At 60.0% G+C, this 18,702-nt stretch carries 15 protein-coding genes and 2 pseudogenes; 8 read left to right on the top strand and 9 right to left on the bottom strand.

The features are described from left to right. The first annotated feature begins 133 nt into the window (after positions 1-133). The 3 genes from P6U29_RS08395 (at position 134) to P6U29_RS08385 (ending at position 5,211) form a co-directional block, all read left to right on the top strand. Positions 134-1,438: a hypothetical protein gene (locus tag P6U29_RS08395; protein WP_407117150.1), complete on the top strand. Its 1,305-nt coding sequence runs from the start codon at positions 134-136 to the stop codon at positions 1,436-1,438. Between the two features lie 455 nt (positions 1,439-1,893). Next, positions 1,894-3,702, top strand: coding sequence for an ATP-dependent nuclease (locus P6U29_RS08390; protein ID WP_407117149.1), 1,809 nt, complete (start codon positions 1,894-1,896; stop codon positions 3,700-3,702). A gap of 45 nt (positions 3,703-3,747) precedes the next feature. Next, positions 3,748-5,211, top strand: a complete 1,464-nt coding sequence (locus P6U29_RS08385) for a UvrD-helicase domain-containing protein (RefSeq protein WP_407117148.1) — start codon at positions 3,748-3,750, stop codon at positions 5,209-5,211. Here P6U29_RS08385 and P6U29_RS08380 read toward each other — a convergent pair. Next, a protein-coding gene (locus tag P6U29_RS08380; protein WP_407117147.1) for an IS3 family transposase occupies positions 5,124-6,313 on the bottom strand; the annotation gives its coding sequence in 2 pieces (ribosomal slippage) (positions 5,124-6,064 and positions 6,064-6,313; 1,191 coding nt in all). The two genes, P6U29_RS08385 and P6U29_RS08380, sit on opposite strands and share 88 nt — an antisense overlap. A 15-nt stretch (positions 6,314-6,328) precedes the next feature. On the opposite strand from P6U29_RS08380, the gene P6U29_RS08375 reads away from it, so the two are divergent. Both P6U29_RS08375 and P6U29_RS08370 read left to right on the top strand, forming a co-directional pair. Next, on the top strand, positions 6,329-6,850 hold the full coding sequence (locus P6U29_RS08375) for a hypothetical protein (protein WP_407117146.1): 522 nt from the start codon (positions 6,329-6,331) through the stop codon (positions 6,848-6,850). Positions 6,851-7,199: 349 nt separating this feature from the next. Beyond that, a pseudogene (locus tag P6U29_RS08370) lies at positions 7,200-7,467 on the top strand (hypothetical protein). A 169-nt stretch (positions 7,468-7,636) separates the two neighbouring features. Here P6U29_RS08370 and P6U29_RS08365 read toward each other — a convergent pair. Further along, complete coding sequence (locus P6U29_RS08365) at positions 7,637-8,578, bottom strand: Ku protein (RefSeq protein ID WP_407117145.1); 942 nt, start codon at positions 8,576-8,578, stop codon at positions 7,637-7,639. Between the two features lie 240 nt (positions 8,579-8,818). Then, positions 8,819-9,169: a hypothetical protein gene (locus P6U29_RS08360; protein WP_407117144.1), complete on the bottom strand. Its 351-nt coding sequence runs from the start codon at positions 9,167-9,169 to the stop codon at positions 8,819-8,821. Between the two features lie 467 nt (positions 9,170-9,636). Here P6U29_RS08360 and P6U29_RS08355 point away from each other — a divergent pair, with 467 nt between their 5' ends. Beyond that, positions 9,637-11,685, top strand: a complete 2,049-nt coding sequence (locus tag P6U29_RS08355) for an MASE1 domain-containing protein (protein ID WP_407117143.1) — start codon at positions 9,637-9,639, stop codon at positions 11,683-11,685. Here P6U29_RS08355 and P6U29_RS08350 read toward each other — a convergent pair. Then, a complete protein-coding gene (locus P6U29_RS08350; protein ID WP_407117142.1) occupies positions 11,680-12,342 on the bottom strand; it encodes a response regulator in 663 nt (220 codons plus the stop codon). The genes P6U29_RS08355 and P6U29_RS08350 overlap by 6 nt on opposite strands. A 550-nt stretch (positions 12,343-12,892) precedes the next feature. Here P6U29_RS08350 and P6U29_RS08345 point away from each other — a divergent pair. Continuing rightward, entirely contained in the window at positions 12,893-14,284 is a 1,392-nt protein-coding gene (locus tag P6U29_RS08345) for an OpgC domain-containing protein (RefSeq protein ID WP_407117141.1), read from the top strand. Between the two features lie 147 nt (positions 14,285-14,431). Here P6U29_RS08345 and P6U29_RS08340 read toward each other — a convergent pair. From P6U29_RS08340 to P6U29_RS08330, 3 genes and pseudogenes are all read right to left on the bottom strand, one after another. After that, positions 14,432-15,228: pseudogene (locus P6U29_RS08340) on the bottom strand (adenylate/guanylate cyclase domain-containing protein). A 59-nt stretch (positions 15,229-15,287) separates the two neighbouring features. Then, positions 15,288-16,085 carry an adenylate/guanylate cyclase domain-containing protein gene (locus P6U29_RS08335; RefSeq protein ID WP_407117140.1) on the bottom strand — a complete coding sequence of 266 codons (798 nt, stop codon included), beginning with the start codon at positions 16,083-16,085 and terminating at the stop codon, positions 15,288-15,290. Positions 16,086-16,202: 117 nt separating this feature from the next. Beyond that, positions 16,203-16,415, bottom strand: coding sequence for a hypothetical protein (locus P6U29_RS08330; RefSeq protein ID WP_407117139.1), 213 nt, complete (start codon positions 16,413-16,415; stop codon positions 16,203-16,205). A 124-nt stretch (positions 16,416-16,539) separates the two neighbouring features. Between P6U29_RS08330 and P6U29_RS08325 the strand changes: the two genes are divergently transcribed. After that, a complete protein-coding gene (locus P6U29_RS08325; protein ID WP_407117138.1) occupies positions 16,540-16,761 on the top strand; it encodes a hypothetical protein in 222 nt (73 codons plus the stop codon). A gap of 53 nt (positions 16,762-16,814) precedes the next feature. Here the strand turns inward: P6U29_RS08325 and P6U29_RS08320 are convergent, their stop codons facing one another. Together P6U29_RS08320 and P6U29_RS08315 are read right to left on the bottom strand one after the other, a co-directional pair. Further along, positions 16,815-18,005, bottom strand: coding sequence for an adenylate/guanylate cyclase domain-containing protein (locus tag P6U29_RS08320; protein WP_407117137.1), 1,191 nt, complete (start codon positions 18,003-18,005; stop codon positions 16,815-16,817). A 101-nt stretch (positions 18,006-18,106) separates the two neighbouring features. Next, positions 18,107-18,691 (bottom strand): HutD family protein, encoded by a 585-nt coding sequence (locus tag P6U29_RS08315; RefSeq protein ID WP_407117136.1) that lies wholly within the window; start codon positions 18,689-18,691, stop codon positions 18,107-18,109. Positions 18,692-18,702 lie beyond the last annotated feature (11 nt).

Genomic DNA, 18,702 nt, shown 5'->3' with positions numbered 1-18,702 from the left:
ACGGTCGCCTAGAGATCCCCGGGGCTTCCTGCGATAGTCGATTCTACCCACACGCGGAGAGCGCAAGTTTACTACTGCCAGAGCAACTGATAGTTGTTGGGCTGGACGGCGGGACGTTCAATGGAGGCTTCGTATGCAATCGCCTCATCTTTTCATGCAAAATCTTTTGAGCAGCATTCGCCTTTTTGCCGGACTGGTCGCGATATGCCTGCTCGTCGCCTATAACTTGCATACCGAGCAAATCTTCAAATGGTCGAGTATTTCGGACTCGGCTGATATCGACGTGACAAAAGCGATAACTGACAAGCTCGCGACTCTTGGGAAGAGCGGTCGCGTTGATGAAGGAGCTTTTCTTGAGGTGCTGCGCTTGCGCGGCTCAGCGCGAAATTTGATGAGTATATTTGTTGCACAAGGCGATTTCACAGAATCTCGGACAATAGAAGGGATAGAACATTGGAAGGATTTGGTGGCGGGCGGGGCCTTGCTCGTGAATTCGACTGATGAGTGGCGAACGAACGATGGCGGAATGAGCAAGAGTGTAGCGGCCGGATGCACGATCCGTTCAAAGGATCCGAGCAAGGATTTTCCGGATCAAGTTGGAAGCGTGTCTATCGAACCCTGTGTTGGCTCCTATCAGTCAGAACATCACGTCGAGCGCGTCGCTCATGCAGCGATTGTGACGTGGGGAACGGAGGGAGACCTTGGTCGACCGTCTTGTAAGAGAACCGACAAGGACCAGTCTCCTGGACGCTATTCAACCGATCAGGGTTACCTAAAATGTGCGACTGAGGCGATCAAAGAAGCCGTTACCGACCTATTCTACCGACGCAAGGAAGTTCGCACTTTGCCGACGCTATTACTACCCGCGCTCGGTACAGGCACTGGAGCGGTCCAACCCAACGCCGTGTACGACGTCTACCAAAACGTCATATATGAGTTCTTGTCGAAACCCGAACTCTCGCCACAGCTCCCAGAGAAGCTTGTCTTGTTGTTGTCCCGAAACTGGACCGAGGCTCAGTGGAAATACCACCGTTACGGCATTGCGCACATGGTCTCGGGTCTCCACGACCGATGGAGCATATTCTCCGGCAAGTATCGACAGACAGGCCCGATAGAGACCTTGTTGGGAGTTCTGATAGGGCTAATCGTACTTGTTCTCGGGATCGCTGCGCGCACTCCCCCGATCTCACCTCGACTATTTGGGCTCGACGAAGGCAAATTGACGCTGACGTTAATCGGATGGGGCCTGGGAGCCTTTGGTTTGATAGCCGCGCTCCAGGCGGTCCTGACTCCGCTACTCGGACTGAATTTCTCGTCAAAGTTCGGCACGGAGATAAACATTGGTCTCGGGATAGCCGCAGTCCTGCTTGCGACATTCGTCCTTCAAGGTGAGGATCTTTTCAAGAATCTCATCAAAGACGGTGGTGGCAAGTCCTAGACAGCGGCGTCGCTTCTGTGGGCTGCAAAACTTGAATATCGGATCGAGGCGCAGATCGACAGAGCCTCAATTCATTTAAACGCGAGCCAAAGGGCAAATGAGGCACAGCGCCAAACCAAGCTCAAAATGCTTGCACTTCAGGAGCATTCCACCTTGGATCGGGTCGCATTCATTGAAAAAGTTGATGAGAATCGCAGTGGCTATGGTTCTCGATCCGCATGGCGCAGTTGGTACGGTCTTGAAGCTAAGAGACCGCGCCACGAGAACAATGGTCTGGTTGCAGGTTCGAGTCCTGCCGGGCCCACCAGCAAAGTCCCGATTATTTATCAGGCCTGGTTTGGTCTGATAGGAATCCTACATCCGAGGGCAGATGCACCTCCGTAGAATGACGGATATCAAATAACTACTTTAATGATAATGTCCTGAACTATTCGCGTAAAAATTGCTAAACGTTAATGAACATTCATTCTGTTACTATCGAGAATTTCAGAGGCATTCGCGCTGCAACCCTCGTTCTGCCAGAACACGCGATCCTCATCGGCGATAACAACGCTGGCAAATCATCCGTGCTCGAAGCAATTGACCTCGTGCTTGGTCCCGATCGGCTGAATCGACGCCCTCCGGTGGACGAGCACGATTTTTACCAGGGCAAGTATCGTGCGGAAACTCCCGATGCTGACGATGAAGACAACGGCGAAGATGCGGCACCTCCGGTGGAAGCGCCGAAAATCAGGATCGAAGTTGCAATCGCCAACCTTTCGCTGGAACAACAGGCACGTTTTGGCGGCCAAGTGGAATGGCTAAAGACCAGCACTGGCGACTTTTACGATGAGCCAGATCCCGCTGGTGTCGACGCGGCCGACATCGTTGCCGCTCTCAGGGTGACATTCATCGGTGAATATGACGCCGAGGAAGACGACTTCATCGGAAACACGTACTTTACACGAACTCTCTCAGAGGAAGAGAGGCCGACCCCATTCTCAAAGAAAGACAAGCAACACTGCGGCTTCCTGTTCTTGCGATCCCTGCGAACCGGATCACGAGCACTCAGCCTCGAACATGGCAGCTTGCTCGACATCATCCTGCGTCTTAAGGAAATCCGTCCTCAGATGTGGGAGGGCACCCTCAAGACTCTCGCAGGTTTTGATGTGGCAAGCGACCCGGAATTTGGCATTTCGGGTGTACTCGAGAGCATCAACAAGTCACTGAAGAAGTATGTTCCCCGCGAATGGGGCGTCAGCCCGCATCTCAAGGTGTCCAGCCTGACTCGGGAACATCTGCGGAAGGTGGTGACCGCATTTATCGCTACTGGCAGCGGCGACCATGCCGCACCCTTCTATCGGCAGGGAACTGGCACGATCAATATGCTGGTACTCGCACTGCTGTCCCAGATAGCAGAGGACAAGCAGAACGTGATCTTTGCGATGGAGGAGGTCGAGACGGCAATTCCGCCCTACGCTCAGAAGCGGATTGTCCATGAGTTGCGGAAGCTGTCGGCGCAATCGATCTTCACTTCGCATTCGCCCTACGTTCTGGAGGAATTTGCCCTCGAACAAACAGTAATTTTGTCGCGCTCAGACGATGGCGTTCTGACTTCTGCCAAGATCGAGCTGCCAGAAAGCGTGAAGCACAAGCGTTATCGTCAAGAGTTCCGGACGCGATTCTGCGAGGGCCTCCTGGCCCGTCGCGTGCTCATCACAGAGGGCGCGACAGAGGCGACGTCACTACCGGTTGCGGCGCGTCGACTAGCTGAGCTGAGTCCAACCACCTACGCCTCGATAGAAGCCCTTGGTATTTGCGTGATCGATGCCGGAACCGAGAGCCAAATCGCAGATCTGGCGAAGCTTTACAGGGCACTTGGCAAGCGCACCTTTGCACTCTGCGACAAACAAACGGATGGGGCAAAGGCGGCAATCGAGGCCCAGGTCGAACGTCTCTTCATGCACGGCGAGAAGGGGATCGAGGATCTCGTGCTGAAGAATACGACGCAGGCGGCGCTGGAACGGTTCGCCGACACTCTCCAGTGGCCCCCTCACCTGCTTGCAAAATACCCAAATCCGAAGGTGCAGGCTGTCGCCGCACTGAAGGAATATTTCGGTTGGACAAAGGGGAATTGGGGCATTGCGGATTTTCTTGCTCAATGCAACGAGAGCGAGATCCCACAGTGGCTTCGCGATACCTGCTTAGCACTCAAGTTTGCATGCGACCCGCCGCCATTTCCATTTCCTCTTCCTCCTCCGCCCCCAGCGCCACCGAAGGTGTGATGAAGATTCGGTGCTCGTAATCCACTCAGCTGAACGAGTCTAAATATGGTCGACCTGACCGATGGGCAAAAGGCCGTCCTGCGCGTTGATGGTCATCAGCTCGTGACCGGCGGCCCCGGATCCGGAAAGACGACGGTCTCCATCCTGAAGGCGGAGAAGATCGCGCGCGAGGCGCTTCGGCCAGGCCAGAAAATTCTATTCTTGAGCTTTGCACGTGCGACGGTCTCACGTGTATTGGAAGCAATAGACGAAGAAAGTCAGATCACGCGGGAAGAAAAGCGGCGGATTGAGGTCGACACCTATCACGCCTTCTTCTGGCGCATCCTGAAAACTCATGGGTACCTCGTCGGCTTTCCTCGCCGATTGACCATCCTCACGCCTCCGAGCGAGGCGATTGCGCTATCGAACGTTCGCAGCGAATACAAGAAGGAGTCAAAGCTTTCCGATGAGGAGAAGGCTGAGAAATGGCAGCGTGAGGACACGGAACGCAATCGGCTGGCGATGGAAGAAGGCAAGGTTTGTTTCGATCTTTTCGCAAGCCGCGTGGGTACATTACTGCACGGGTCGCAGAAGGTTCGGAAGCTGATCTCGACAATGTATCCCTTCATCATCCTGGACGAGTTTCAGGATACGAGTGCGGACCAGTGGCGGGTGGTAGAGGCTCTCGGCAAAGGAAGCACATTGATCGCTTTGGCCGATCCAGAGCAACGGATCTTCGACTTCATCGGCGCTGATCCAGAGCGGCTCAACCATTTCAAGGCCGCGTTCAAGCCATCGATCCATGATCTTGCCGCCGACAATCATCGAAGCAAGGGCACTGAAATTGCGCTTTTCGGAAACGATATCCTGACGGGCAGGTTTCGGCAGTCTAACTATCAGGGAATCGATTTTGGAGTTTTTGTCTCCAACCCAAACCAAGCTTTTGCAACTCTAGTAGGTCAGGTGCTCCAGGCACGAAAGCGGCTGCTCGCTAACGGAAAGCGCGACTGGTCACTCGCAATCTTGGTGCCGACGAAGAGGATGACTCGTCTTGTGTCTGACAACCTTCGCGAACCGTTTGGGACCGTCCCGCCTATCAGCCACACCGCAGCAGTCGACATGGAGGGACCGATCCTCGCCGCCGAGATCGTCGCCTTTCTGTTGCAGCAGGATGGAGATGGAGCATCGTTCGATCAATTTGTGGAGTTGCTGTGTGGGTATTTCCACGGGCGCGGAGGAGCTACGCCGACGAAAGGCGACTTGGAAGAAGCGGCACGCTTTCGGGCCGCGCTGGCAAAATGGAATGAATGTCTTGCAAAGGGAACGCCGACGCCCGCGAAGAGCATTTTGAGGGCGACTGATGAGATCTATAGGTCGGCAAGCTCGCTGGCACTGGTAGGAGATCCGGATAGGGACTGGGTCGCTGACCTTGCCCCCAAGTTTTATCCAATCCTGAGTTCGCTCCGGTCGTTGGATTTGCCCGGTTGGGCGGTGGGAGCGACGGGAGCTGGCGCGGAGCCTTCGGCATAGCGCAGCGCCAGATCCCGGCGCGGGTGACAGGTGAAGGCGAACTCGGAGGGCGTTTTCCATCCGAGCTGCGAGTGGGGTCGGGCATCGTTGTAATCGGCCCGCCAGCATCCGAGTGCGACGCGAGCCTGGGCCAGTGACGTGAACAGCGTCTCGTTCAGCAATTCATCCCGCAGCCGGCCGTTGAAGCTCTCGATGAAGGCATTCTGCATGGGCTTGCCCGGCGCAATGTAGTGCCAGGCGACGCGGCTCTGATCCGCCCATGTCAGGATGGCGTTGCTGGTCAGCTCGCTGCCGTTGTCGCTGACCACCATTTTCGGCTTGCCGCGCTCGATCATCAGCCGGTCCAGTTCCCGCGCCACGCGGATGCCGGAGAGCGAGGTATCGGCCACCAGCGCCAGGCACTCGCGGGTGCAGTCATCGACCACGGTGAGGACGCGGAAGCGGCGGCCGCAGGTCAGCTGATCCGACACGAAGTCGAGCGACCAGCGCTCGTTCGGCGCCATCGGCACCGTCATCGGCGCCCTGGTCCCGATGGCGCGCTTGCGGCCGCCACGGCGGCGCACTGCAAGCTTCTCTTCCCGGTACAGCCGGAACAGCTTCTTGTGGTTGACCCTATAGCCCTCCCGCTTGAGCAGGACATGCACGCGCCGATAGCCGAAGCGGCGGCGCTCGTGCGCGATCGCCTTCATGCGCTGGCGAAGGCCGCCATCGTCCGTCCGGATCGTCTTGTATCTCACAGTCATGCGGCAGCTGCCGATGGTTTTACACGCCCGCCGTTCGCTCATCCCGTGGGCATCCATGAGATGGGCGACAGCTTTCCGCTTCCTCGCGGGCGTCACCATTTCTTTCCCAGCAAGTCCTTCAGCGCGACATTGTCGAGCATGGCATCCGCCAGCAGCCGCTTCAGCCGCGTGTTCTCATCCTCCAGCGCCTTCAGCCGCTTAGCCTCCGACACCTCCATACCGCCGAACTTCGCCCTCCATTTGTAGATGCTGGCGTCGCTGACGCCATGCTTGCGGCACAGGTCGGCAACCGAAACGCCGGCCTCGTGCTCCTTCAAAATCCCGATGATCTGCTCTTCCGAAAAGCGGCTGCGCTTCATGCTCTGGTCCTTGTCGTGGGCCAGAACGAACTTCAAACTGGATTAAGCCCGTGGGGCAAGGTCATCGCGGTTCGCTCGATCCTCGAAGCTGGGGGTTGTTCACGTCTCAAAGACGTCGCCAAAGAGGTCCGAAATGTACGACTGCTGGAACGGGGAACTCAGCTTCGTCAGGGACTCTTGCAAGACTGGCGCGACTTTGGCGGATATCGCAATGCGTTGGAAATAACGCGGCAAGCCTTCGTGCAGGAGCATTTCGCCACAGCGCACAAGCCGGAATCTGGCGTGGTTGTGATGAACATGCACAAGGCAAAGGGCAAGCAATTTGACGAAGTTATCATCTTCGAGGGTTGGCCTAGGCGCGTCAGAGGTGAGATCGTAGCCAACCCAGACCGAATTGTCGGAGGAAACGTGCGAACCGGAGCGACGACTCAGGCGCGCCAGACTTTTCGTGTCAGCGTTACACGCGCGAAGATCCGTACCACGATCCTCACGCCGAAAGATGATATGTGCGTATTGCTGACTCGCGCCGACGACTAATCAGTTTGCGAGTGATGCCACCCGGCTTTACGGGTGGAGCGTGCTGTGAACGCTCCAGCGACCGTAATCGACTATTGCCCACCAGAGCGATTCTCCGGCGTCAAGATGCCAGTGCACCAAACTTGCAACTGCATTGCCGAGCGCGCGAACGGGAGTGCGCGGCCACTCTAATGCTGCATATCGTCGCCTCCGGCTGGAAAGAAAAGACCTGCGCCTAAGGCCTCGTATCCTCCACAGGCCCCGAAACACTGGACAAGATCAGCCCTGCCGTTCGGGAATCCCTGCTCCGTGCTAACCCCTCGGAACGATTCGGCGACCGCACGGATTCGTCCCGCAGGAGCGATCTCGCATGCTGATGACCAGGGAAAGACGGCCGGCGATCCGGACCTTGAGGGGATGGGCCATCCATGTGCTGCAGGAGGCCGGCGCGATTGCGAATGCGAGGAGCATGGCTGGGCCAGGGATCGTGCCGACCCGCACGCGCGGGAACGCGCGGTCGCGCTTGCGCGGCAGCATCCACCGGATGGCGTCTCCGCGGATCAGGCCGTCGCGGAGATCAACGATGTCCTCGATCGATCGGCGATACCTGTCCGGAGTGTCCTAACGAGGGCCTTTGAGGCCTGCGGCAAGGACCTTTGCGTACCAGGCGGCCTAGGGCGTGTTCCTGGCCATGTGGCGATTGCGGTCCGGCGAACCGTCCGTCCACCAGACCGGGCCCCGCTCGCCCAGCGCACGCTTGACCTCGTCCACCTCGCGATGCGCGGCCGCTTCTAGGTCCAGGTCTTTTCATGCCGATTTCCGCCGCGCCCCTGCCGCCGGCTTCTTCGCGGACGTCTCCTTGGCGGCCGCCTTCTTGCCCGCGATCGGCATCAGCATCTCCTTCTGGCCGGCCGCTGCCTTCCTCGGCTTCTTCGCCGGCTTGCCGGCCTTCGCGGGCGCGGCCTCCTTCCCGGCCTCCTTGCCGACGCTGCGCCGCAGCGCTTCCATGAGGTCGACGACGTTCTCGCCCTTTGGCCGCTCCTTCGGCCGGATCACCTTGCCGGCGCGCTTTTCGTTGATCAGCTCGATCAGCGCGGTCTCATAATGGTCCTCGAACTTCTCGGGAGCGAAGCGTCCGGCCTTCTGGTTGACGATGTGCCGGGCGAGGTCGAGCATGTCCTTGGTGACCTTCACGTCCTGGATCTCGTCGAAATATTCGGCCTCGCTGCGCACCTCGTAGGGGTAGCGCAGAAGGGTGCCGACGAGGCCCTTGTCCATCGGCTCCAGCGCGATGATGTGCTCGCGGTTGGTCAGCACCACGCGCCCGATCGCGACCTTGTTCATCTCGCGAATGGTCTCGCGGATCACCGCGAAGGCATCGTGGCCGACCTTGCCGTCGGGCCGCATGTAGTAGGGGCGAATCAGATAGCGCGGGTCGATATCGGACCTGTCGACGAACTCGTCGATCTCGATGGTGCGCGTGGACTCCAGCGCGATCTCCTCGAGTTCCTCCTTGGAGACCTCGATGTACTGGCCCTTCTCCAGCTCGTAGCCCTTGAAGATGTCCTCGTTCGTCACCTCGTCGCCGGTTTCCGCGTCCACCTTCAGGTATTTGATGCGGTGGCCGGTCTGCCGGTTGAGCTGGTTGAACGAGATCTTCTCGCTCTCGGAGGTGGCAGGGTAGAGCGCCACCGGACAGGTGACGAGGGACAGTCTCAGGAAGCCTTTCCAATTGGCGCGCGGGGCCATTTTACGCAGAACTCCGGTTCGAGGCGGCTTGGATTCAAGACGAACGGCGGGCCCGGGTTCCGACACGGCATGTGCAGAAAACTGCTGGACATCAATCGATCAGTCGCGTCCGGCCGATAGAATCCAATTTGAGCCCGCAACGCAGCTGCGCATCATCGCCATGAACGACATTCTCACCGTGAATATCCTCGACGAGCGCTATACCCGTAGCCGGCGCAAACTCGTCAAGGAGTGGCGAACTCAGGAGGTCCGCCCCTGCAATGGCCAGGGACATATTTGCTGACCAAAATCGTGCACGACATCGCGCATTGCTGAACCGCCCTCTGAGATGCGCTCGCGGTCAGTGATGTTGCGATCAAAGCTTGGATCGCACCAATTTCGCACCAGAAACAGCCTGAATGAAGCACAACAAGCGCAATCGAAACCAAACAAAAGCACCGCAAAATCAACGATTCCGACCGGTATCCCACCGCCCATAACGGTCCGATTGTCCTGGCGGGCCCACCAGTAGCTTAGGTTTCCATTTTCTTTCCGAGGCCGCACCAGAAATGCCGGTGTGGCTACTCGTTGTTCAGCTTTCTCGTCCGCCACAGCAACCTATCGTGCAGGTCGTTTAGTCCCGAGACTCCAACGAAAGATAGGTTCTTTGTCGCACACAGCGACTTTGTCCGAGTTCAAATCCAGCCTTTCGGAGAGCCCATCTTCGTCGTACCATGCCTCCCCCGAAAAGTCGGGTGAACACGAGGCGGCGCGAATTCCTCCGGGCGCAACGGCGGCCTGTTCGTCTCCCGCTGGTGCTGAGACGAGGTGACCGCAAGTCGGCCAGATGCTCCTCGATCGCACGCGTCGTCTCGTTAGTCCGCCAGCAGACTGCGGTGATCAATTCGATCTGAGGGCGTCTGCCATATCGAGCTAGCGATCTTTGATCTTCGACGAAGATTTCAAAATTCAGCCGTGGTGAACGACCCAATTGCCTAGTCCCGGCGCCGACGATGTCCGATCGACGATCACCCGACAGAGATTCATACCGCGGCGTCAGATACGTCGGTGGTCTGGTCGTGATTGGACTGATCTATTTCGCCTCGGCAAAGGGCGGCCTCGCCCTCGCCTCCATTCATCCCAGCGCAACACCAATTTGGCCGCCGACAGGTGTCGCGCTGGCGGCGGTGCTGTTGCGGGGATATCGAACTTGGCCCGCAATTTTTGTCGCGGCGATGATCGCCAATGCGACGACGGCAGGCTCCGTCGCCACCGCAATTGCGATTGCAACGGGTAACTCTCTCGAGGCGATTGCAGGCGCGTATCTCATCAATCGGTGGTCAGGCGGATGTGAAACGTTTTCAACGCCAAATTCTGTCGCAAAGTATACGGTGATCTGCGTCGTGATCGCGACACCGATCAGCGCCAGCATTGGACTGACCAGCCTGGCACTCTTCGGGTACATCGAGCCGAAGAATTTCGCGGACGCGTGGATCACCTGGTGGCTGGGCGACGTGACCGGCGCACTAGTCATTGCCCCCGTGATCGTGCTGTGGGCATCAAACCATCATCAAGCCTTCAACTGGCACGATTTTGTGGAGACCGCAGTGGTCCTCGCGACAGCGGCGGCTGTCGGCCTCATTGCTTTCAGCCCCCTGATAAAGCAGACGCCCGGCCGAGATCCACTCGGCTTTCTGGCCATCCTGCCCATGCTATGGGCGGCGCTTCGTCGCGGTCCACGCGAGACCGCAACGGTTGCTCTCGTGCTTGCGAGCATCACGATTTGGGGAACGCACGCGGGCGGCGGCCCCTTCGCGACTCCGGATCCCAATGCGTCTTTCCTGCTCGTGTTGATGTTCTTGATCAGTATTACCGTTCCAAGCTTGCTGCTGAGCGCGGATGTCGAGGTCCGCGAGAAAGCGGAAGGAAGCCTGCGCCGCGCGCATGTCGAACTCGAGCAGAAGGTCGCCGAGCGTACGCAGGAACTGGAGCTCGCCAACGCAGCGAAATCGCGCTTTCTCGCCATGGCAAGCCATGATTTGCGGCAGCCCTTACATGCGTTGGGGTTGTTCGTCGCCCAGCTGCGGACGCCACTCAAGCCGGAGGAAAGGACAAACACGATCGAACGGATCGACGCAACCCGCAAGGAAATGGATGAAATGTTCAATTCGCTCCTGGACATTTCCAGGCTGGATGCCGGGATGCTTACCCCCAAAATCACCGAATTCCCGATCGGGCGCCTGTTGCAAAAAATCGAGACTGCGTTTGACCAGGCCACGCAAAAAAGGGGCCTGCGGCTACGCGTCAGGCCAAGTGACGCCTGGGTACGAAGCGACGCGATGCTGCTCGAACGCATCATGCTGAATCTTGTGTCAAATGCGGTGCGCTATACGTTGCAGGGCGGAATCCTAGTCGGATGTCGTCGGCGCGGTGAAATGTTGCGTATCGAAGTATGCGATACCGGTCCTGGCATTCCCGAGGATCAAAAGCAGAATATCTTTCGCGAGTTTTTTCAGGTTCCCACCTCAGAACAGAACCGGTCCGGCGGACTGGGCCTCGGCCTCGCCATTGTCGACAGGCTTCGTCTGCTTCTCAACCATCAAGTCGACCTGGCTTCGACTGTGGGCCGAGGTTCGCGCTTTGCAATCCTGGTTCCGAAAGTCGATCAATGCGTCAGGTCCGCGGCGCCCGCCGACTTACCCCGCCCCGGCGCCTTGGCGGTCCACGGCAAGGCAATTCTTGTTATTGCCGATACTCCGATCGTGCAGGAGGGAACGGGCGGATTGCTTAGCAAATGGGGATACTCGGTTCTTACCGCCGGGTCCGACGAAGCTGCACTTGTCCGACTTGCCGAGCGCGAACAGCGTCCCGATCTCATAATCTCGGACTATCATCTCGCAAGCGGTAAGACCGGAATCCGGGCAATTGAACAAGTCAATGCGGCGTTTGGCGCGTCAATTCCCGCCATTCTCATCAGCGGCGATACCGCAGCTGAACCTCTGCGGGACGCTAGGGACAGAGGGTACATTTTGCTGCACAAGCCCGTCGATCCGATGCGGCTCCGCGCTGTCATGCATGAGCTCCTTAGGGATCATGATGGTGGGAGAGGCACCGGGGCAGTTTCATGAATCAGATTTCGGCGGCAACTCCCAGCCCATTTTTCCGACCTTGATCACGGCCTCAGTGCGCGTCGCTACGCCGAGCGCCTTGAGAACGACCGTGATGTGATTCTTCACTGTCGGCACTGCCATATTGAGCGTCCTCGCAATGACCTTGTTGCTTTTTCCCTTCATCAGCAGCGCAAGTACGTCGATCTGACGATCGGTCAATCCGAGCCCCTTGAGCGAGTCGCGAGCCAATGGTTTATCTGCAAACCGCGGGTCCGCTGTCTCCTCCAGAATTTCCGAGGGAATGTAAACTCCGCCAGAGAACACCAACTCAATAGCGTGGAGCATCACCTCACGTTCCGTGGTTTTCGGGATGAAACCCAGCGCGCCAAGCTTGAAAGCGCGCCTGACCGTGTCCTGATCATCGGAGGACGAGAGAATGATGATAGCAATGGTCGCATAGCGATGGCGCAGTTCGCAGAGGACAGAGAAGCCGTCGCGGTCGGGCAAATTGATGTCAAGCAAAATGAGGCTGATATCGGGATGCTCCTCGACGATGTGCATGGCCTCTCGACTGCTCGAAGCTTCGAATATCACGGCTTCTCGCTTCAATTGCTTGAGGACAGCCTGCAACGCCTCGCGAATCAATGTGTGATCGTCAACAACAAGTACTTTCATAAAAATGCTCTCCGTCCTCTGACCGCCCGGAGATCAATGAAAGATCATACACCCACCTTCGAAGCCGTCCATCTTCTATCTCTGGTCCAGCGGTTCGCCGTCGGGCACTCAAAGTAGGAGCCGAGCGCTGCTGTGTGGTATGGTTGCAATCGGCACGCATTCGTAAGGAGCGCGGACTACGTGAAGCGCGGAACTCGCTTGGCCCCTTCGTCCACGCGAGAGATGAATTGCTCATCACGTGTCTGCGGTCTCAAATAGATGGCGCGGCCCGGATGGTACTTTGGTCATAGGACCTAGGCACCTCTCTGTACCGACCTCCGGCCGATTTACACCCTGCGCCACTTGAATGATGATGTCGACAGTCAGTCCTCTCCACCTGCGTTCTACCCAGCGCGGCCATTGCGCAATTGCTGTCGGGGCCAGGTTGGTGTGAAGCAACTCTGGACTGCGGCGCTGTCACGAACGCTGCATGGCCGCGCTTTTTTGTCAGATTCGATACATCCCGATCGTCCCTCTTGAAGCGTGTGCGCACGCTGGACGAGGCAGGCCAATGCATGATCGAACCGCCACCCTGAAGCCATCAGAGCCATCGGCGGGCGCGTTGCCGGACCTGAAAGCCAACGGCCGTGACGTGCGCATTGATGCCTGCCGCGGCATCGCGCTCTGGTGCATCTTTCTTGATCATGTGCCCAATAACATTGGAAGCTGGCTGACGCTGCGGAACTACGGCTTCAGCGATGCCGCGGAAGTGTTCATGTTCGTCTCAGGGGTCACCTGCGCACTGGCCTACGGTAAGGTATGGAGCTGCGAGGGATGGAGCAGCGTGATCCGCCGGACGCTGCGGCGAAGCTGGGACATCTATGTCGCATTTCTGCTGCTCACGCTCGCCTGCGCCATCCTAGTCCACATCGCTGGCGTGGAACGCCTTGCCGACGAGAGCAATACGCGCATTCTGTTGGACCAGCCGGGCGCAACGCTCGCGCACGCGGCGATTCTGCAATACCGCCCAGTCAATACTGACGTGTTGCCGATCTTCGTGCTCCTTCACCTCTTGTTCGCGCCGTTGCTGTGGTTACTGCTCCGGCTGCCGAACGTGACGCTTGGCGCCTCGCTGGCGCTTTATGCGCTGGTGCATATGTTCGGCTGGTCCTTACCGGCGTGGCCGAACGGCCACTGGGCTTTCAATCCGCTGGCCTGGCAGCTGTTGGTGGTCCTTGGCGCGTGGGTGATAATCGAGGGCGAAAGAGTGCGCCCCTGGCTAACGTCACGTACGGCGCTCGTGCCTGCCGTTCTCTATCTCGCCTTCAGCCTCCTCATCGTATTGAGCTGGAGAATCAAGCCGCTGGAAGCGTTGATCCCGCAGGGGCTGACGAAGTTGGCCTACCAGGTGGACAAATCGAATCTCGATCCGTTGCGTCTATTGCATTTCTTGTCCCTTGCGGTTGTGGTGGTATGGTTTGTGCCGCCAAATCAACAAGCATTGACGACTGCGGTGATGCGCGGCGCCATCCTCTGTGGCAAGCACTCGTTGCCAATCTTCTGCCTCGGCGTTCTGCTTACGCTCGCTAGCCTCCTGGCGCTGCTCGACATATCGGCAGGGCTTGCGATGCAGATCACGCTCAGCGTTGGTGGCGTCCTGACGATGATCGTGGCGGCGACGCTGCTGAATTTGATCAAGAACAAACCCAGGCCGCAGTCGGCCGTTGCACTGCCGGTGAGTGTGCGCACCCAGGAGGACGCCTGGGGCACCGTTGGCTGGCGCACCGTGGAGGCGTTTCACCGAGGGCTGCGCGGACTGCGCGAATTCGGATGGGCCGGCGACCAGAATCGCCTCGTCCGCGAGCGGCAATCCCACCAGGCGCCTCGCTTCGCAGACGAATTGGTACGATCAAGCAGGCTTAACGTGAGCAAGCACCCGGCCATGTCGAGCGAGGTGACGTAGCTGCCGATCAGCGAGCGAGCGATGCGCAAGCCGCGCTTCCACTTGGTCGCGTCGGACCGCATTTGCCAATGCCACCCAACGCCTGTGGCATCATCCATGCCGCGCCCTTTCGAAAGCTGAAGGCGCTGCAGGCTGTCGCACGTAGTCTCACCCCTCCACCCGCCACAGTCTCCATCTTTCCGGCACGCCCTTCAGCCGGTGCACGCCGTGATCCCGCAGGCTGATCGCGGACTGCGTCGTCATCAGCTCCTTCACCGCGCTCGACACCAGCACCTCCCCGCGCGCGCTTTCGCTGCGACGCGGGTGCCGATGTGGAAGGCGAGGCCGACCATTTCGCCGCCGCTGATGGTGTATTCGCCGGCATGCAGGCCGACCCTGATCTCGAGACCGAGCGTGCGCACGGCTTTCTGGATCGCAGTCGCACAAGCGATTCCGGCGGCGGGCTTCCTGAACGTCGCGAGCACGCCGTCGCCGGTGGTCACGACTTCCTTGCCGCGCGCGCTCTTCAGCTCCTTGCGGACCGCGGCATAGTAATGGCCCATCACCTTGGTCCAGCGCGCATCGCCGAGCTTGGCAGCCTTCGCGGTGGATCCGACGATGTCGACGATCAGGATGGTGGCGAGCGCCTGCTTGAGCTCGGCGCTGCGTGTGGCCGATGGGCGCCGGTTCGCGATCGGCCCGGTCAGCGGCTCATAGCGATGGTTGCGGCGCCGCGCGATCGCGGTTTTTGTGTAGTCCTGCGCGCGCTGCGCAGTGCCGCAACGAACTGTTTTCTCCTGCGGCAGACGCGACCAATAGACCTTGCGCCCATCGCCGGCGCCATGCACCTCGACGGCGCCCCACTTCAGGAAGACCGCCGAGCCAACGCGCCTGACGCACCACGCCTTCGACGTGTACCCGGAGACGTTCGACTGATGGACCCCGATGCGAAGGAATTTCGGCATGAACGTGCGGCCAAGGACCGTTTGGGCGGAGCTTGGCGCAAAACCTAGTCGGACTAGTCTCACCCCTCCACCCGCCACAGTCTCCATCTTTCCGGCACGCCCTTCAGCCGGTGCACGCCGTGATCCCGCAGGCTGATCGCGGACTGCGTCGTCATCAGCTCCTTCACCGCGCTCGACACCAGCACCTCCCCCGCGCGCGCTTTCGCTGCGACGCGGGTGCCGATGTGGAAGGCGAGGCCGACCATTTCGCCGCCGCTGATGGTGTATTCGCCGGCATGCAGGCCGACCCTGATCTCGAGACCGAGCGTGCGCACGGCTTTCTGGATCGCAGTCGCACAAGCGATTCCGGCGGCAGGCTTCCTGAACGTCGCGAGCACGCCGTCGCCGGTGGTCACGACTTCCTTGCCGCGCGCGCTCTTCAGCTCCTTGCGGACCGCGGCATAGTAATGGCCCATCACCTTGGTCCAGCGCGCATCGCCGAGCTTGGCAGCCTTCGCGGTGGATCCGACGATGTCGACGATCAGGATGGTGGCGAGCGCCTGCTTGAGCTCGGCGCTGCGTGTGGCCGATGGGCGCCGGTTCGCGATCGGCCCGGTCAGCGGCTCATAGCGATGGTTGCGGCGCCGCGCGATCGCGGTTTTTGTGTAGTCCTGCGCGCGCTGCGCAGTGCCGCAACGAACTGTTTTCTCCTGCGGCAGACGCGACCAATAGACCTTGCGCCCATCGCCGGCGCCATGCACCTCGACGGCGCCCCACTTCAGGAAGACCGCCGAGCCAACGCGCCTGACGCACCACGCCTTCGACGTGTACCCGGAGACGTTCGACTGATGGACCCCGATGCGAAGGAATTTCGGCATGAACGTGCGGCCAAGGACCGTTTGGGCGGAGCTTGGCGCAAAACCTAGTCGGACAACCCGGCGTTGGCAACAGTGCTGCCAACCCGCCATGCCGCCGCCGCATTCCAACCTCGCAGCCTAAATTCCTCTGCCGCCGCCCTGCTTGCCGATCCTGCAGCGCCATCCGGCCAGACGTTCGGCCGGATGCTGCGCCATCCATTCGGCGAGCTGCGGCGCGCCCATCAGGCAGGACTGCATCGTCACGTCGGCGAAGTCCGAGGTCGTGACGATCTGTTCACGACAGTTCGTCGGCGACGAGAGGCTGCAGAGCACGGCGATGATCCTGATCATCTCACGCGAACTCCTTCGACCAGTCGTATGCGCTTCTGGCGCGGTTCCATCGACGGCAGCGCTGCGAGCTACGATTGGCACTTCCTGCGGCACGGTGCGTTGCGCTCTTTTCGAGGAGGCGCAGATGACAAAGACGCAGATGACCAAGACCAAGGTTTCCCACGCGCAGGATGCGAAGAGCGCAACCCAGCCAATGCTCAATCCTGGCGATGAAGCCCCGCCCGGAACCATGGGCACCGGCGAAGACGTCTGTCCCGACTGTCATGGCAAGGGGCGCATCGACGGTGCCCCCTGCGTCACCTGCGGCGGGAGTGGGACCATCACGCGGGCCATTGGCGGCGCTTGACCTTAGCCGGCACGACGGGAACGAACCGCAAATAGCCGCGGCCGGAAGGTCGCTTAGCCCTGATACGCAAACAGCTCGATCGGATCGCTGAAGCCGCGCACCTCGTGCCTGCCGACATGCTCCAGCTGAAACTCCCTCTCCACGAGCTCGGCGAAATCGCGTGACAGCAGCACGTTTTTGCCGAGCTTCTTGGTCAGCGCCTCGAGGCGGGAGGCCATGTTGACGGCCGGGCCGATCACGGTGAAGTCGAGCCGGCTGGTCGATCCGATATTGCCGTACATGACGTCGCCGACATGGACGCCGATGCCATAGTTCAGCGGCGCGCGGCCGGTCGCGCCGTTCCGTTCGTTCAGCGCGGCCATGGCTTTGCGGGCCTCGGCCACGGCATGGAGCAGATTGGCGCAGGCGTTGGGCGCGCGGAGCGGGAAGATGGCGAGCAGTCCGTCGCCGATGAATTTCAGGATCTCGCCGCCGTGGCGCGCAATCGGCTCCGACATCGCGTCGAAATAGTCGTTGAGCAGGTCGATGACGTCGTCGCGCGGCCAGTTGTCGGAGATCTTGGTGAAATCCCTGAGGTCGCAGATCATGATCGCGGCACGCACCGTCGTGCCGCTGCCGCGCCTTGTGGCGCCGGCCAGGATCAGCTCGCCGGCATGGGAGCCGACATAGGTCTCCAGCAGCGTTCGTGCCAAGCGGTTCTTGACGCGGATCTCGCTGACCAGCGCCAGCACCGGCAACAGCTTCTTCAGGCCCGCGACATGCGCATCGTCGAACCCGCCGGGCCGATCGGTCGCGAAAGTGACGATGTGCCGCTTGCCGAGCGTATGGTAGAGCGGCCAGGCGACATAGTCGGTGAGGCCCTTGGCCCGCATCTCGTCGTAGAGGGCGTGCTTGCGGCTGAGCGAGGAATCCTGCTCGAGCCGCTCGCGCACCTCGGCGGCGCCGTCATGGATCTCGTTGGCGGCGCTGCCGATATATTCGGACCGCTCGCGAACGTCATAGTCGACCAGCGCAATCTCCGCCTCGCGCATCCCGTCGGACCACATCATGCGGGCCCCCAGCCACTGCGGGTGATTGATCAGGATGTGAAGCGTCGCGCGCTTCACTGGAATGCCCGCCTGCTGGAGGCGGATGCACATCTGCGCGAAGATATTGTCGATGAAGCGCTCGTCGCGCGTGCCGTTGGTCAGCCAGTCGACGACGCCGTCGGCCTGCGTGGGGACATGGTTGCCTGGTGCGTTCATATCCTGCCCCTCGGGCTGCGGTCTTTAGCGAACCAGATATCGTGTTCCGGCCGCTCGGCGTCAACCTAGCCAGTTGCACGGATTGTGCGCAGCGATCGGCGCTAGCCGAGGAGCCGGATCGACCCCAGCACTGCCAGACCCGAGACGAGCGCGAGCTGGGATGGCCCGGCCAGCTCGACTTTCAGCGTGCCGTCGTGGGGAATCGCAAAATCCTTATGGTCGAGACGGATGCGGCATTCGCCGCGGGGGGCGTAGACCAGATGCGTGCCGGCGGCGAGCCGCCGGTCGCCAGGCTCCTTAAGCGCGAGGAGATCGATCTCAGCCGCACCGCGCCGCGCCATGAGGTTTACGACCTCGACGGGCCCGGCCTCGAGCTCGGTCACGATCTCGAGCTCGCCGGTGAAGCGCACGGTCGTAAAAGGTTCACGCTCGTCGAATTCCTGTGTGGGCGACTTCAGCACCAGCCCGCGCCCATCGACGACCATCTGCAAGCGATCGATGCCGGGCATATGGGAGAAGGGACCCGGCGCGACGATCGGCGTCGACGCAAAGCGCCAGAGCAGGGTGTCCCAGCTCTTCTCGCGCGCATCGACCCGATGAGCGTCCGCGATATCGGTGAAGATGCCGCCGCCGTTCTTCCAGGGCGAGCGGGTGTAGCTTTCGGGTTTGAACAATGTGGTTTTCATGTCTTGAGGTC

It is taken from the genome of Bradyrhizobium sp. LMG 9283 (genome assembly GCF_045571415.1).
Taxonomy (GTDB): Bacteria; Pseudomonadota; Alphaproteobacteria; order Rhizobiales; family Xanthobacteraceae; genus Bradyrhizobium.
The sequence above is the reverse complement of the archived record's forward strand: the minus strand, read 5'-3'. Positions and strand labels throughout refer to the sequence as shown.

Coding starts and splice junctions, on each gene's coding strand:
- P6U29_RS08395 (WP_407117150.1), top strand. CDS start 134: ATGCAATCGCCTCATCTTTTCATGCAAAATCTTTTGAGCAGCATTCGC.
- P6U29_RS08390 (WP_407117149.1), top strand. CDS start 1,894: ATGAACATTCATTCTGTTACTATCGAGAATTTCAGAGGCATTCGCGCT.
- P6U29_RS08385 (WP_407117148.1), top strand. CDS start 3,748: ATGGTCGACCTGACCGATGGGCAAAAGGCCGTCCTGCGCGTTGATGGT.
- P6U29_RS08365 (WP_407117145.1), bottom strand. CDS start 8,578: ATGGCCCCGCGCGCCAATTGGAAAGGCTTCCTGAGACTGTCCCTCGTC.
- P6U29_RS08350 (WP_407117142.1), bottom strand. CDS start 12,342: ATGAAAGTACTTGTTGTTGACGATCACACATTGATTCGCGAGGCGTTG.
- P6U29_RS08345 (WP_407117141.1), top strand. CDS start 12,893: ATGCATGATCGAACCGCCACCCTGAAGCCATCAGAGCCATCGGCGGGC.
- P6U29_RS08335 (WP_407117140.1), bottom strand. CDS start 16,085: ATGCCGAAATTCCTTCGCATCGGGGTCCATCAGTCGAACGTCTCCGGG.
- P6U29_RS08330 (WP_407117139.1), bottom strand. CDS start 16,415: ATGATCAGGATCATCGCCGTGCTCTGCAGCCTCTCGTCGCCGACGAAC.
- P6U29_RS08325 (WP_407117138.1), top strand. CDS start 16,540: ATGACAAAGACGCAGATGACCAAGACCAAGGTTTCCCACGCGCAGGAT.
- P6U29_RS08320 (WP_407117137.1), bottom strand. CDS start 18,005: ATGAACGCACCAGGCAACCATGTCCCCACGCAGGCCGACGGCGTCGTC.
- P6U29_RS08315 (WP_407117136.1), bottom strand. CDS start 18,691: ATGAAAACCACATTGTTCAAACCCGAAAGCTACACCCGCTCGCCCTGG.